This window comes from Nodosilinea sp. FACHB-131, from assembly GCF_014695395.1.
GTDB lineage: Bacteria > Cyanobacteriota > Cyanobacteriia > Phormidesmidales > Phormidesmidaceae > Nodosilinea.
The window spans coordinates 21,608-35,364 of the sequence record NZ_JACJOF010000013.1; the positions used below are offsets into that span (position 1 = coordinate 21,608).

The 13,757-nt window shown below is 60.0% G+C and carries 14 protein-coding genes; 10 read left to right on the forward strand and 4 right to left on the reverse strand.

The features are described from left to right. The first annotated feature begins 102 nt into the window (after window positions 1–102). The 5 genes from H6F75_RS08425 to H6F75_RS08445 all read left to right on the forward strand — a co-directional run bounded on the left by H6F75_RS08425 (window position 103) and on the right by H6F75_RS08445 (window position 4,648). Window positions 103–1,227 (forward strand): ElyC/SanA/YdcF family protein, encoded by a 1,125-nt coding sequence (locus tag H6F75_RS08425; protein WP_190751121.1) that lies wholly within the window; start codon window positions 103–105, stop codon window positions 1,225–1,227. 192 nt (window positions 1,228–1,419) lie between these two features. Continuing rightward, window positions 1,420–3,168, forward strand: coding sequence for an ABC transporter ATP-binding protein (locus H6F75_RS08430; protein WP_190751123.1), 1,749 nt, complete (start codon window positions 1,420–1,422; stop codon window positions 3,166–3,168). A 114-nt stretch (window positions 3,169–3,282) separates the two neighbouring features. Further along, entirely contained in the window at window positions 3,283–3,525 is a 243-nt protein-coding gene (locus H6F75_RS08435) for a hypothetical protein (protein WP_242019823.1), read from the forward strand. A 2-nt stretch (window positions 3,526–3,527) separates the two neighbouring features. After that, complete coding sequence (locus tag H6F75_RS08440) at window positions 3,528–3,818, forward strand: type II toxin-antitoxin system VapC family toxin (protein WP_190751127.1); 291 nt, start codon at window positions 3,528–3,530, stop codon at window positions 3,816–3,818. A gap of 77 nt (window positions 3,819–3,895) precedes the next feature. Then, on the forward strand, window positions 3,896–4,648 hold the full coding sequence (locus H6F75_RS08445) for a glucose 1-dehydrogenase (RefSeq protein ID WP_190751129.1): 753 nt from the start codon (window positions 3,896–3,898) through the stop codon (window positions 4,646–4,648). Window positions 4,649–4,688: 40 nt separating this feature from the next. On the opposite strand, the gene H6F75_RS08450 is transcribed toward H6F75_RS08445, so the two are convergent. Continuing rightward, on the reverse strand, window positions 4,689–5,393 hold the full coding sequence (locus H6F75_RS08450; RefSeq protein ID WP_190751131.1) for a TVP38/TMEM64 family protein: 705 nt from the start codon (window positions 5,391–5,393) through the stop codon (window positions 4,689–4,691). Window positions 5,394–5,618: 225 nt separating this feature from the next. Between H6F75_RS08450 and H6F75_RS08455 the strand changes: the two genes are divergently transcribed. Both H6F75_RS08455 and H6F75_RS08460 read left to right on the forward strand, forming a co-directional pair. After that, window positions 5,619–6,293 carry an HAD family hydrolase gene (locus H6F75_RS08455; RefSeq protein ID WP_190751133.1) on the forward strand — a complete coding sequence of 225 codons (675 nt, stop codon included), beginning with the start codon at window positions 5,619–5,621 and terminating at the stop codon, window positions 6,291–6,293. A 67-nt stretch (window positions 6,294–6,360) separates the two neighbouring features. Continuing rightward, window positions 6,361–6,969 carry a heme-binding protein gene (locus H6F75_RS08460; protein ID WP_190751135.1) on the forward strand — a complete coding sequence of 203 codons (609 nt, stop codon included), beginning with the start codon at window positions 6,361–6,363 and terminating at the stop codon, window positions 6,967–6,969. An 82-nt stretch (window positions 6,970–7,051) separates the two neighbouring features. On the opposite strand, the gene H6F75_RS08465 is transcribed toward H6F75_RS08460, so the two are convergent. Continuing rightward, window positions 7,052–7,831, reverse strand: coding sequence for a class I SAM-dependent methyltransferase (locus tag H6F75_RS08465; protein ID WP_190751137.1), 780 nt, complete (start codon window positions 7,829–7,831; stop codon window positions 7,052–7,054). A gap of 119 nt (window positions 7,832–7,950) precedes the next feature. On the opposite strand from H6F75_RS08465, the gene H6F75_RS08470 reads away from it, so the two are divergent. The 3 genes from H6F75_RS08470 to H6F75_RS08480 all read left to right on the forward strand — a co-directional run bounded on the left by H6F75_RS08470 (window position 7,951) and on the right by H6F75_RS08480 (window position 11,636). Beyond that, the gene (locus tag H6F75_RS08470) at window positions 7,951–8,889 is read left to right on the forward strand and encodes a class I SAM-dependent methyltransferase (RefSeq protein WP_190751139.1); all 939 of its coding nucleotides are present in this window, start codon (window positions 7,951–7,953) and stop codon (window positions 8,887–8,889) included. Window positions 8,890–9,099: 210 nt separating this feature from the next. Then, the gene (locus H6F75_RS08475; RefSeq protein WP_190751141.1) at window positions 9,100–9,552 is read left to right on the forward strand and encodes an SRPBCC family protein; all 453 of its coding nucleotides are present in this window, start codon (window positions 9,100–9,102) and stop codon (window positions 9,550–9,552) included. A gap of 5 nt (window positions 9,553–9,557) precedes the next feature. Further along, complete coding sequence (locus H6F75_RS08480) at window positions 9,558–11,636, forward strand: DNA methyltransferase (protein ID WP_190751143.1); 2,079 nt, start codon at window positions 9,558–9,560, stop codon at window positions 11,634–11,636. On the opposite strand, the gene coaE is transcribed toward H6F75_RS08480, so the two are convergent. Then, window positions 11,580–12,188: a dephospho-CoA kinase gene (gene coaE / locus H6F75_RS08485; protein WP_190751145.1), complete on the reverse strand. Its 609-nt coding sequence runs from the start codon at window positions 12,186–12,188 to the stop codon at window positions 11,580–11,582. The genes H6F75_RS08480 and coaE overlap by 57 nt on opposite strands. After that, window positions 12,164–13,753 (reverse strand): uroporphyrinogen-III C-methyltransferase, encoded by a 1,590-nt coding sequence (gene cobA, locus H6F75_RS08490; RefSeq protein ID WP_190751147.1) that lies wholly within the window; start codon window positions 13,751–13,753, stop codon window positions 12,164–12,166. Before cobA ends, coaE begins: the two co-directional genes overlap by 25 nt. Window positions 13,754–13,757 lie beyond the last annotated feature (4 nt).

Here is a 13,757-nt window from a genome sequence, read left to right on the forward strand (position 1 = left end):
GTTCCTGCGGGGCCAGGTTAGCCCCCGCCAAGCCATCCCAGGCCAGGGTGCGAATTTCGCCCCTCGCCCGACAGCACCCAACTGCCCGTTGCCAATCTGACTATGGATATTCTCAATCTATTAACCCGTCTGCTGCTGTGGCTTGGCATCGGCTACTTTCTGTGGTGGGTGCTCAAAAAATTCATTCCCGCCAACTTTTTGACCTGGTTCGGCGGTGCCATGATCTTGGCGCTGATTGCGGGGGCGTTTTTATTCCCCGACGACAGCACCATTGGGGTGTTTTGGCAGTTTTTGGTGTTTCCGCTCACCCCTCTGGGCGGGGCGATTACGCTGCTGGCGCTGTCCCTCAGCAACGGCATGAACAAGGTCAACGGGCGCATGGTGATGGTGGCGCTGCTGATCCTATTCTTCGCCAGCATGCCGCTGATTGCGCGAGCCTTGGTCAACCACTCTGAACAGTCGGTGCAGCGGGCCTACGCCAGCCAGCAGCGACTGTGTAGCGACATCTGCCCCGCGATCGACCAGGTGCCGGTGGACCGAGCCGTGTCGATTGTGGTGATTGGCGAAAACGCTGACGCCTACCGCCTGACTAACGCCCTCAACAGCCGCATCGACGCCGACAACCCCCTCGACCCAGCGCTGGTGGCCCAGCTCAATAGTGCAGCCAATGTCTACAACCGCATCAGTGCGGCCCGCCCCTACGTCACCGTCACCGCCGGGCCTCGCTTTGGCACGGGCGAAGAGCAAGAACCCCTCAGGCAGGCGATTCGTCAGCAGCTGGTGGGTCGGGGTGTGCCCTCAGAGAGCATTCGAGTTGAGGCCACGGGCACCGACATTCGCAACACGGTGGTCGACCAGAGGAACTTTTTAGCCGAGCAGGGATTGTTTACGGCACCCGTTCGCTCGGGCCGCTTTGAGACCGCCCGCAACAACCGCGACGCCAACCGGGTGGTGCTGGTGGCCCCCGCGTTAACCATGCGCCGCGCCGCCCTGGCCTTTGAGAATGAGGGCATTCAGGTGGTGGCAGCCCCCACCGAGCTCTATAGCACCCCCAACCTAGAAAACCGCGACACCCTGGCCAGCCTGGCCGACCTGGCCCCCAACGTCAACGCCCTGGCGCTAACCACGCGCTACTGGGGCGAACTGCTGAGCGCTATTTACTACTACCTGCGGGGCTGGCTGCCTCCCTTCAGCATGCAGTGGGATGAGGTGGTTGAGACGATCTAGTGAGCGTTGGGAAGCTGGGGTTGGGGTATAGGGTGCAGGGTTCAAGGTACAGGGTGCAGGGCGTTGCCCTAGACCTTAAACCCTATACCCCATACCTCTCCAGTGATTTACCAGACAGCCATAGTCCAGGGTATGCCTCCAATTGCCCCTGCCAAATTCGTCTAGGATAGGGGGGCAATTAGGGCGGATGTTATGGCGCGATCGCAGCTACAAAAACTGGGTACCTACCTCAGACCCCACTGGCGGCAGACGGCCCTAGGGGTTGTTGCACTCTTTATTGTGAACTTGGTCGGCGTGTGGATACCACTGCTGATTCGCAATGGCATCGACGAGCTTCAGGTCACCTTCAGTTTTGACCGAATCATGTACTACGCGCTGCTGGTGCTGGTGCTGGCCTCGGTGATGTGGGTGATTCGCATGGTGTCGCGCATTACCCTGTTTGGGGTGGGTCGCCAGGTGGAGTTTGACCTCAAGCAGCGCATCTTTCAGCACCTGCTGAGCATGGAGCCCGCCTACTTTGGCCGCAACACCGCTGGGGAGCTGATCAGCCGCGCCACCAGCGATGTGGACAACATTCGCCGCCTGCTGGGCTTTGCGATTTTGAGCCTGGCCAACACCCTGTTTGCCTACGCGCTGACGGTGCCGGTGATGCTGTCGATCAGCGTGCGGCTGACGCTGATTTCGCTGATTGTCTACCCGCTGATGCTGGTGCTGGTGCAGACCTTTAGCGATCGCCTGCGCAACGAGCAGCTCCAGGTGCAGGAGCGCATCTCCGACCTCAGCGACCTAATTCAAGAAGACATGAGCGGCATCGCGCTGATCAAAATCTACGCCCAAGAAGAGAACGAGCGCCGCGCCTTTAACCACCGCAACACCAGCCTGCTCGACGCCAACCTGAAGCTGGCCCGCACCCGCAACATGCTGTTTCCCCTGCTAGGGGGGCTGGCCAGTGTAGGCCTGCTGGTGATTTTGGCCACGGGGGCCGGGGCGATCGCCGAGGGGGTGATCACCGTGGGCGACTTTGTGGCGCTGCTGTTGTATGTCGAGCGACTGGTGTTTCCCACCGCCCTGCTGGGGTTCACCATCACCGCCTACCAGCGCGGCGAGGTCAGCATCAATCGCATCGAAGAAATCCTCGATGCCCAACCTGAGGTGCAGACGGCCGCTACCGCCATTCCCCTGCCCCTGGAGCAGGTCAAGGGTAGCCTAGAGGCCCGCCACCTCAACTACGCCTACCCCGACAGCAAAGTTCCGGCACTGGATGAGGTCAATTTTAAGATTGCGCCGGGGGAGCAAATTGCGATCGTTGGCCCCATTGGCTCAGGCAAATCGACGTTGGCCAACGCCCTGCCCCGCCTGCTCGACATCGGCCCCGGTCAGCTCTATCTAGATGGCTACGACGTGACCGAGCTGCCCCTGGCCGACTTGAGACGGGCGATCGCCTACGTCCCCCAAGACAGCTTTCTCTTCAGCACCAGCATCAACAACAACATCCGCTACGGCGAACCCTTGATGGAGTTCCCCGAGGTGCAGTACGCCGCCAAGCAGGCCCAAATGGATGAAGAGATCCAAAACTTCCCCCACCACTACGACACTATCGTGGGCGAGCGCGGCATTACCCTTTCGGGGGGGCAGCGGCAGCGCACCGCCCTGGCCCGCGCCCTGGTAGTCGATGCCCCCATTCTGGTGCTCGACGACGCTCTTTCCAGCGTCGACAACCGCACCGCCACCGCCATTCTCAACGCCCTCTCGGAGGGCACTCAGCAAAAGACGGTGCTGTTTATCTCGCACCAGATGTCTGCCGCCGCCACCGCTGATCGCATCTTCGTGATGGACAAAGGCCGCATTGTGCAGCAGGGCCGCCACCGCGACCTGGTTCAGCAGCCCGGCCTCTACCGCAACCTCTGGGAGCAGCACCAGCTGGAGTCCGTGTTGCAGTAGCAAGCCACTTTGCCGGGGGTGGGTTAGAGCAAATCCAGGTGGGGCTGACAGGAAAAAAGAGCAGCCAATCAAACCCAGGCCAGAGTAAAGCAGACAGCAAGGGAAATGACTGCTATGGAAAGCATTAAAGTACGTCAGCACATTGGGCAAGATGGCATTCTACATCTTGCTCTGCCTGTTGGGTTGGCCGACCGAGATGTAGACGTAATGGTGATATATCAACCTGTTCAGGCGTCAGATTCTGTAGAAATATCCTTAACAGCTTTCTACGGCATCTGCGCCGATGACCCCATTGTGACTGACGAGCACGGCATTTTGGCAGCTCTAGATGACGATTTGACTGGGGCTTTTGATTAAGCATGCGCTACTTGCTCGATACCAACGTATGCGTCGTGTTCTTGAATGGGCGATCGCCTCTAGTGCGCGATCGCTTACTTTCTACGCCGACTGAAGCTATGGCAATCTGCTCAGTGGTTAAAGCCGAGCTTTTCTACGGTGCCTTGCGTAGCAACAATCCAGTACAAACGCTAGAGCGACAGCAGTTGTTCTTAAAGCAATTCACCTCGCTTCCCTTTGACGATGGGTCGGCTTTGGCTGTCGGCAGAATGGGAGCAGCACCAGATGGAGACGGCCCTGTGATAAACCGTTAGGTAATGAGGCAAACAGCTATCAAACCTTGGCTGGGCTAGGATCAGCTGCATCCTTGTATAACTCAGGAGCGTGATCCATGGTTTCGATGGCAGGCAAAGTTGCGATCGTGACTGGGGCAAGTTCTGGCATTGGTCGGGCTACGGCGATCGCCTTTGGCCAAGCGGGTGCAACTGTGGTGGTGGTCGCTCGCCGCCCTAACAAAGGCGAAGAAACCGTCCAACAGATCAAAGCGACCCAGGGAGAGGCGATGTTTATCCAGGCCGACGTCACCCAGGCGTCGGACCTCGAAGCTATGGTCAAACAAACTGTCGAAACCTACGGTCGCCTCGACTATGCCTTCAACAACGCCGGTTCAGGCAGCTCGGGCAAACTGGCTGACCTCTCCGAAGCCGACTGGGATTTTGAAATTAACGCCAATCTCAAGTCGGTTTGGCTATCAATGAAGTACGAAATCCCCGCCATGCAGCAGTCAGGCGGTGGGGCGATCGTCAATACCTCTTCCCAGGGTGCACTGCTGGGGGTGGCCGGGTATGGGGCCTACGGTGCGGCTAAGGCGGGAGTCATTGCCCTGTCGCGGGCCGCAGCGGCAGAATATTCTAGCGATCGCATTCGTATCAACACCGTTAGCCCCGGCGCGGTCAAAACCGACCTCTGGGCCGAAGCCCCGCCGGAAATGCTCGATCAGGTTGCCGCTGGCATTCCGCTACAGCGCATTGGCAGGCCAGAAGATATTGCCGAGGCCGTCGTCTGGCTGTGTTCGGAGGGAGCTGGGTTTGTGACTGGGCACAACCTCGTCGTAGATGGGGGATTCACCGCTGTGCAGAAGTAGACAATCCAGGAGCGGGGAGTTCAGCCGCTGGCATCGTCTACTACTCTGGCTCAGACGGCTCGTTGGGGCACTTGGGGTTGAGCGCCTTGCGGGTCAAGTTAGTGGTGTACCACCCAGCGCAGAGTGCCAGCGCGGCCCCACCGCCTTGCAGCGCCAGTTTCCTAGCGGTAAGCCCCTCGTGAAACAGGGCAACGCCAAAGGAGCCCAAATAGACGTACAGCGTGATCACCGGCAGCATCCCCACCCAGGAGAAAAAGCAGTACTGCCAAAAGTTCACCTTGGTGCAGCTAAACCCATAATTGAGCAGGTTGGATGGCACCAGAGGTGACAGCCGCGTCAGCAGCAATATTTTCCAGCCCTTTTTGCCTACGGCATGATCGAGGCGAGCAAAGCTGGGGTTTTTGGTCATCCAGCGCTTGATGCGATCGCGAGCCAGGGTACGCCCCACCCAAAAACAGGCGATCGCCCCCAGGGTGTCGGCCACAGAAGCCACCAAAATGCCCTGCACCAAACCAAAGACCGCCCCAGCCACCAAGATCAGCACAATGTTAGGTAGACCTAACACAGTCGCCAGCAAATACACCACCACAAAGACCGGAGCCGCCACGAACCCCAGCGAGTTAAGCCAGCTTTCGGTGCTCACAAACCAGTCTTGCAGCGGCAGTTGACTGCTCAGCAGCGCCACAACTGCGCCTACCCCGACCAACAGCCAAAACCTTCGGCTCCGCAAAATTGTCAATTTCATACCTGTCAGATCCCATGCCAACAGGGACAGGCTGGGGGAATAGTTAACTTTAATCAGCGATCGGAACTTTCGCCGTCTGCCTTGAGAAGCGTAAGCGTTGCAGTCTAGACATCCTAAGACTGACACCCCCCCAATGGGCATGCCTGACACACTCCTCCCTTGGAAGATGTGAGTCCGTTGCTTTGCTGCCAAACTTGAACCACTAAAGCTAGAGCAGGAATCGGCATGCAACTCGATGGCGTTATTTTAGATATCGATGGAACGCTGGTTTTGAGCAATGATGCCCATGCCCAGTCCTGGGTTGAGTCCTTTGCTAGCCACGGCTATGAGGTGCCCTACGACCAGGTGCGCCCGCTGATGGGCATGGGGGGCGATCAGCTCATGCCCAAGCTAGTCCCAGAACTCAACGATGAAGAAGAACCCGGTAAGACAATTGCCAGCGGCCACAAAGAGCTGGTCTTGACCAAATACCGACCGCAGCTAAAACCAACCAACGGGGCACGGGCGCTGGTGGAAAAACTATTTGCAGACGGGCTGCATGTTGTAGTTGCCACCTCCGCCAGCGAGCGAGAGCTGGCGGTCATGCTCGAAGTGGCTGATGTAAAAGATCTGCTGCATGAAACGACAACGTCAGCCGACGCCGAAAACTCCAAGCCAGCCCCCGACATTGTTGAGGCCGCCCTGCGCAAGGCCCAACTCGACCCCGATCGCGTGGTTATGCTAGCCGATACCCCCTACGACATTGAGGCGGCGGGCAAAGCCGGTGTGAAGGTGATTGCCGTGCGCTCCGGTGGCTTTAGCGATCAGGAGTTAGAGGGGGCGATCGCCATCTACGACGACCCCGCCGACTTGCTCCACCACTACGATCGCTCTCCCCTGGGGCAAGCCGCAGCGGGTTAACCCCGATCGAGGAAGGCCTTCGAGGAGGTTGTTACACTCAAGCTACAGCTGTGTCGAGCCGTCTTTTATGAAACTGAGCCAGAGTCTGCTAATTGTGGGGGTTGTGGTAATCGGGGTAGGGGCGCTGCTCTTTTGGGCCTACAGTGCGGCCTCGGCACCGCTGCCCACAGGCTTTCCGCCACCAACGGCAGATGGGGAAATCGAAATCAAGCAGTATCCCGACTATAGGGCCGCTACGGTGCAGGTGACAGGAAACTTAGCTAACGCGCCCTCTCAGGGCTTCTCGCCGCTCTTTCGCCACATCAGCAGCAACGATATTGCCATGACGGCTCCAGTAGAAACGCGCTACCCGACCGCGACCCTTGAGGCTGGTGCGGTGGTCGAAGGGGACGCATCGGTTTCGTTTTTGTACCGCAGTTTGGATATCGTGCCCCAGGAAATCACTCAAAACGTGCAAGTAGAAAACATTCCGCCCATGACGGTAGTGAGTGTTGGCGTTAGGGGCGGCTATGGCTACGAGGTCTACACCAGCGGCATTCAACAGCTGAAAGCTTGGTTGGCAGAGCATCCTGAGTATGCCGTGGCAGGGCCGCCCCGCCGCTTTTTTTACGATGGCCCCTATGTGCCCGATGCCCTAAAGCGGAGCGATATTCAAATTCCAGTTCGACAGAACTGATCGCACCATTCCTGCTCATCTAGCTCTGGCAGCGGCGGTTCCCCTTTTAGCGATGAAAGCTGAATGATGTTGCTGATCAAGGTCAGGTTGCCACTTTTTCGCTCAGATACAGGTTGGTGACATACTTCAGCGTCACCGTGCTGTCGATCGCAGCCCAAGCCTTGTGCCAAGCGGCAATGGCGTCTAGAAACTGGAGGTGGGCTCGCCCTTCCTTAGGAACGTAGGACGAGCTGAGCGATCGCCCCACCACCTCAGGCAGCGTTAACGTCTGGCCGTAGGCAAAGCTCAGATGCCGCACCTGTGAAAACCCAGCCTGCTGCTCCACCGCTTTGAGCGCTTGGGTGTGGTCGCGGTGGTCAATGGCACGCGTCGCTACAGCATGGATGATCTGATAGTAGGCCGCCGTGCCTGAGTCTTCTAAGTCCCAGTCGTTCCACAGCAGGGCCAGGCGTCCTCCCGGCTGCAAAATGCGGCTAAACTCCGCCAGGGCCAGCGGTGCGTTGAACCAGTGAAACGATTGGCAACAGGTGACAATATGAATAGACTCATCCGCTAGCTCTGTCTGCTCACCAGTACCTGGCTGAAAAATTACCTGGGGATGCGTCTGGGCTGCTTCGCGCATGGCGGCATTGGGTTCAACCGCGATCACCTGGGGGCCGCGATCGCCCAGCAGCCGACTCGAAATGCCTGTGCCCGCCCCAATATCGGCTACCACCAGCGATCGCGGGTCACCCATGTCAGCCAAAATGGCGGCGATCGCCTCCTCAGGATAGCCAGGCCGATAGCGGGCGTAGTCTTGGGCGCGGTCAGAAAAGCGGCCCAGCGGGTTTAGCGTATGAAGCGGTAAGACATTGGGGGCCATAGAGCGATCGCCATACTGCTACGCCGCTATCCTAACCCAGCAGCCCAGCAGTCAGACCAGGCCCTACCAGCGCACCTGCCAATCCAGTACAGTAAGCCTAAACCCTCCCCACTGTGTCCATGACTACGACCAAACTCAAACCCGATTGGGCCGGCGACGACCTGCTCTCGCGCCTCGTCAACCGCGCCATTCAAACCCCAGCCCTCTATAGCTTAATGAAACGCCAGGCCCGCCAGGTGCTGATCAAAACTGCCGAGAAAAATGGCGTCCCCTGGCGGCAGACCTGCCTCGATCTCGACACTCCCGAGATGCGCCAGCGGTTGACCGAGCTAACCAATCCAGCGGTGGTTTACCCCGACTATTACCAGGTGCCCTTCCACGCCTACAGCGAGGGCAACTTGTGCTGGCAGGCTGCCTTTGAGGCCGCCCCCGCCACCTACGCCATGGCTCTGCGGGTTTGGCCCCAGGCAGAGCTGTCTTGGCAAGAGGCCCAAGTTCGCCTGCGCCACAGCTTTCTTGAGGTGCTCGACCAGCATGGCCCAGCCGAGGTAACAGACATTTTGGATGTGGGCTGCTCAGTGGGCATTTCCACCCTCAGCCTGCACCGCCACTACGCCCAAAAAAATTCGGTGCGCACCGTAGGCCTCGATCTGTCACCCTACATGCTGGCGGTGGCCCAATCCCAGGATACCAATGGTGAAATTGCTCAGTGGGTGCATGGGGCGGCAGAAGCTACCGGCTTCCCAGCGGCGTCTTTTGATGTGGTGACGATGCAGTTTGTTGCCCACGAACTGCCCCGCGCCGCTACCCAAGCTATCTTTGCCGAAGCCCGGCGGGTGCTGCGGCCCGGCGGAGCCCTGGCCATAGTTGACAACAACCCTAAATCGCCAGTGATTCAGGCGCTTCCTCCGGTGCTCTTCACTCTGATGAAAAGCACTGAACCCTGGAGCGATGACTACTACACGTTTGATTTAGAAGCAGCCCTGGTTGAGGCTGGCTTTGCACCACCGGTGGTAGTGGCCAGCGATCCCCGCCACCGCACGCTGGTGGCCCGCTAGCGTGGGTAAGTGAGGGTAGGGGCGCAAGTATTTCCCCTATAGCACTGGCAAAACAGTTGGGACAAAGTGCGCCCGTAGAAATGCGGGTAGAATAAGCTCAGTGCTGGCGTAGAATACCGCATTGGCACTGAGTTTGCGATCGCACCTGTCTTTTGCGATCGCCTTCGCAAGCGCCAGCGGCACAGCCTTAATTAGCGGCAGGAATAAACTATGGGTGAATGGCTCGATCACAGCGTAGCGGTAGATGTTGATGTGCCGGTAGAAACGTCCTGGAATCTGTGGTCTGACCTGGAGCAGATGCCCCGCTGGATGAAGTGGATCGACTCTGTCAAAGTCTCCGACGCCGACCCCGAAATCTCAGAGTGGAAGCTGGCCTCCCGCGGGCTTGAGTTTACCTGGCGCTCTAAGATCACCAACCTGGTCACCCACCAAATTATTCAGTGGGAAGCGATCGACGGGCTGCCCAACCGGGGAGCCATTCGCTTTTACGATCGCAAAGAAGGCCAGTCCACCGTCAAGCTCACCGTGTCTTACTCGGTGCCTGGCGTCATCAAGTGGATGGACGGGCTATTCCTCGGTCGATTGGTCGAAGCGACGCTGCAAGATGACCTCAACCGCTTTCGCGACTACGCTATGGCGGCCAAACAATCTCCCTCACCCTAGGCAATATGGGCCTTACGGTAGAGCAGCCCCCCACCCCAACTTTAGAGCAAGGCTTTCACCGGAGCTGGCAGGCGTTGATCGACGCCCTGGTGCCCTTACCCGGCAGCCAACGCCGCCACTACGCTACGCTGCTGCTCACGCGACTGATTGCCGTGGCGGCCCTGCAACAGCGGGGCTACCTGGGCGGTGACGAGTGGTATCTGCACAACCAGTTTGGCCAGAGTCAAAAGCGCGAGCTAGATGGGTTCTTTTCACAGGTGCTACAACCGCTTTGCCAGCAGGGGTTTACCCTGCCCGCAGAGGAGCGCGCCCCAGCGTTGCGCCAGCGGTTTGGGCCGCTGCCCTTTGTGCCCACAGGGCCGTTTCGGTTCACAGAGCTAGACCAGCGCTGGGGTCACGTTCCCCTGCCCGATGCTGCCTTTGAGCCGACCCTCCACTGGCTGGCCGACCTGACAGCGGCGGCTCCCGCTGGGCTAGACGCGGGCTTGGGCGTGCTGTTAGAGCAGGCGGTCAATGGCCATGATGGGGCCGCAATAGCAACGCCAGCACCGCTGCTAGGGGCGCTGTGCGATCGCACCATCCACGCTACCCTGCTCGATCGGGCCAAGGCGCTCACCAACCGTCGCTATCGCTCCACCGAGCAGCTTCTCAAGGAACTTTCCCCCGCCGAGGCCGGAGCGCTGTTGGCAGAACTGGGACAGATCACCCTGCTCGATCCCGCCTGTGGTTCAGGGCGCTTTCTCGTTGCAGCGCTCAATCAGCTGATGGAACTGGCCCTGGGACTGCGGGCGATCGCCACCCAAAATTCTGCCAAAACTGTCCCCAACTGGGCCAAGCCGTCCCCCCACAACCCCACCTTAGGCCTCTACCAACATCTGGCCACCCATGCCCTCTACGGCCTTGACCTGTGGCCCCCAGCGGTAGAGCTAGCTCGGCTACAGTTGTGGCTCCAGGGCGTGCAGCACACCAGCCAGCCGACAGAACTCACCGCATTGCCTGACCTAACCCTGACCGTGATCCAGGGCAACGCTTTAGTCGGTCTGGTGCGCGTTGATGATGAACGATTCGATCAGGTGCAGCCCCGGCGCGGGGCCAAAGACCCAGAACAAGCCGTCCCGCTTCAGGGAAATCTGCTCCAACCCTTGATCGCTGATAGCTACCAGTCTGTGCTGGGTGAGCGCCAGGTGCGCCTAGAGCACTACCGCAGCCAGACCCAGCTGCTGGCCGAAGTGGGCAGCGTGCCCGCCTATGCCCAGGCCGACTTTTTGCGCGATCGCCTCGACGAACTCGACGCCATTGCCCAGGGCAAGCTCACCCACCTGCTGTGGAGCGAGGGCAGCCAGCAGCTGGGTCTGCGGGTGCCCGATCCGACGGGCGATCGCCCCACTCGTCCCCTCAGCCAGACCGATGTCGATGCCACCCAGCCCTTCCATTGGGGGTTCTATTTTCACCAGCAGCTGCGCGACCAGGGCGGCTTTGACATCGTGCTTAGCCACTTCCCTCGTGGGGCCGTAGAGGCAACCCAGGCGGGCTTTGTGGAACGCTATGCCACGCTGTTTGAGCAAAAAAACGTGGCCCCCTCTACCTTTCGGCACAACCGCCAACCGGTGCTCACCATCGACCACGACCTCACCCAGGCCTGGGCCGAGTATCGGGGCCAGTTCACCTGGCTGAGCAACTACCTGCGCCGCTCTGACCAATATCCCCACAGCAGCTCAGGGCCTGAGGGCCTGAGCCAGAGTCGGCTTTTTTGGTCGCGGTTATTTCTAGAACGCAGCCTGCAACTCCTGCGGCCGGGCGGTCGCTGCGGGGTGTTGCTCGACCCCTTTTGGGCGCAGAGCAACAGTGCCCCCCTGCGCCATTGGCTACAGCGCCAAACCGATTTAGCCACCGTGCTCGACCTGTCAAATCACCAAAAGCTCTGGCCCGATGTCCCCTCTCGGACAACGCTCTGTGCGCTGTGGCTGCGGCACCAGGGGCCAACCCAGGGCAGCCCCTATGCCGCCTTTGCCAAGCCCAATACGGCCCTAGGGCCGGAAGACCTCGGGGGCGTGCTGCAACGCCTCATCCACCCGGCGGCATAGGGCGGGCAAGTCGGCGGAGTTGTCGATCACCACATCCGCCAGGGCCACCTTGTCTGCCAGGGGCATCTGGCTCTGAATGCGGGCGGTGGCCTGCTCGGCGGTCAAACCATTGCGTTCCATCAAGCGCTGCCGCTGGCGCTCAAGGGGACAGGTCACCACCCAAATCTCGCTCACTTGATCAGCCAGGTTGGCCTCAAACAAAAGCGGGATCACTTGCACCACCACCGGGGCCTCGGTCAGTTCAGCCATCGCCTCCCCGAAGCGCTGACGCACTACGGGGTGAATCTGCTGCTCTAGCCAAGCTTTTTCGGCGGGTTGGTTAAAAACGATTTCTCCCAACGCTCCCCGGTTCAGGGTGCCGTCGGAGTGAAGCAGGGATGCTCCGTAGCGATTGGCGATCGCCCCCAACACCGCCGACCCCGGCTCCACAGCCTGACGAGCGTAGATGTCGGCATCCAGCACGGGCAGGTGGTGTACTCGCGCCAGGTACTCGGATACGGTTGATTTGCCGGTGGCAATGCCCCCGGTCAGCCCGATGATGCGCTGGTCCATCTAACAATCGCCTCCGTCAGTCCGTCCAGCGTATACTCCGCTGGCTCAATATCGACCCGACCTAGAATCTCGCGGCAGCTGTCTGAGGTTTTGGGGCCAATAGAGGCGATCGCCACCCCCTTCAGCACCTCGCGCCAGCCAGTCCCCAAACCCTGTTCCAATAGCTGAGCCGTATGCACCACGGTTTTTGAGCTGGCGAACGTGATCACATCCACCTTGCCATTCTTCAAAGCTGCTAAGGCGTTTGGGTCGGCGACCTCCGGACAGCCCGACTCGTAGGCCGCTACTTCCACCACCTCGGCCCCAGCGGCGGTGAACTCTTGCACCAGCACTTCCCGCCCGCCGCTTTCCACCCGAGGGAACAGCAGCCGCTGCCCCGCCACCGGTTCAGGAAAATGATCCACTAGGGAGTCGGCCACAAAGTCGGGGGGAATGAAGTCAGGCACTAGCCCTCGCCGCTTCAGCACCGCCGCCGTTTTGCGACCCACCACGGCAATTTTGAGCCCACTCAGGGCGCGCAGATCCTTCCCCTGCTCCAGCAGCCGATCGACAAAGAAATTCACCGCATTGGCAGAGGAGAGAATTAGCCAGCAGAAGGTGGGAAGATCGGCGATCGCCCCATCCAGCCCGGCCCAACTCGACGGCGATCGCATCTCCAAGGCGGGAAGATCAACCACCGTGGCCCCCTGGGCGGTGAGCAGGTCGGCGAAGGCGCTGGACTGTTCGGCCGCGCGGGTGATGAGGATGGTTTTGGAGGAAAGTGGGCGAGGGGGTGAGGGGGTGAGGGGGTGAGGGGTAGCCTCTGAATTTTGAATTTTGAATTTTGAATTTTGAATTGGCTCTGTCACAGTCAGGTACCGACGCAGTCGTACAACTTCCCCAAACACAATTACGCAGGGCGACAGGGTTTCACCCCGCGTCACCTGGCGAATGGTGAGCAGCGTGCCCTCCCACACCTGCTGCTGGGGGTGACCGCCCCAGCGGATGATGGCCATGGGCATGTCGCCTCGGCAGCCGTTTTGGCGCAGCCGGTGAACGATTTCTTCCAGGTGGCGGCTGCCCATGAGCAGCACCAGAGTGCGTAGGCGGGCCAGGGTGGGCCAGTCGAGCAGGTCGGGATCGTGGGCGGTAAAGACGCCAAAGCCGTGGCTCCACACCGGGTCAGTGAGAGGAATGCCCGCCAGCAGCGGGGCCGCCAGAGCAGACGAAACGCCGGGTACAACTTCCACCGGGCAGCCGGTCTCACGCAGCGCCTGCACCTCGGCAGCGGTGCGGCCAAAGATAAAGGGGTCGCCGCTTTTAAGCCGCACCACCTGGCGTCCTTCGAGGGATAGTTTCACCAAAAGCTGGGTGATCTCGTTCTGTGCGGTGCTGGGCTGGCCGCCGCGTTTGCCGACATTGATGCGATCGCACCCCTTGGGCAACAGGTCCAATAGCGCCTCATCCACCAAAGCGTCGTATACCAAACACTCGGCCCGCTGCACCAGGTCGCGCCCCCGCACGGTGAGGAAGTCGATCGCCCCCGGTCCGGCCCCAACAATATAGACAGTCCCTGGCTCAGTCATAGCG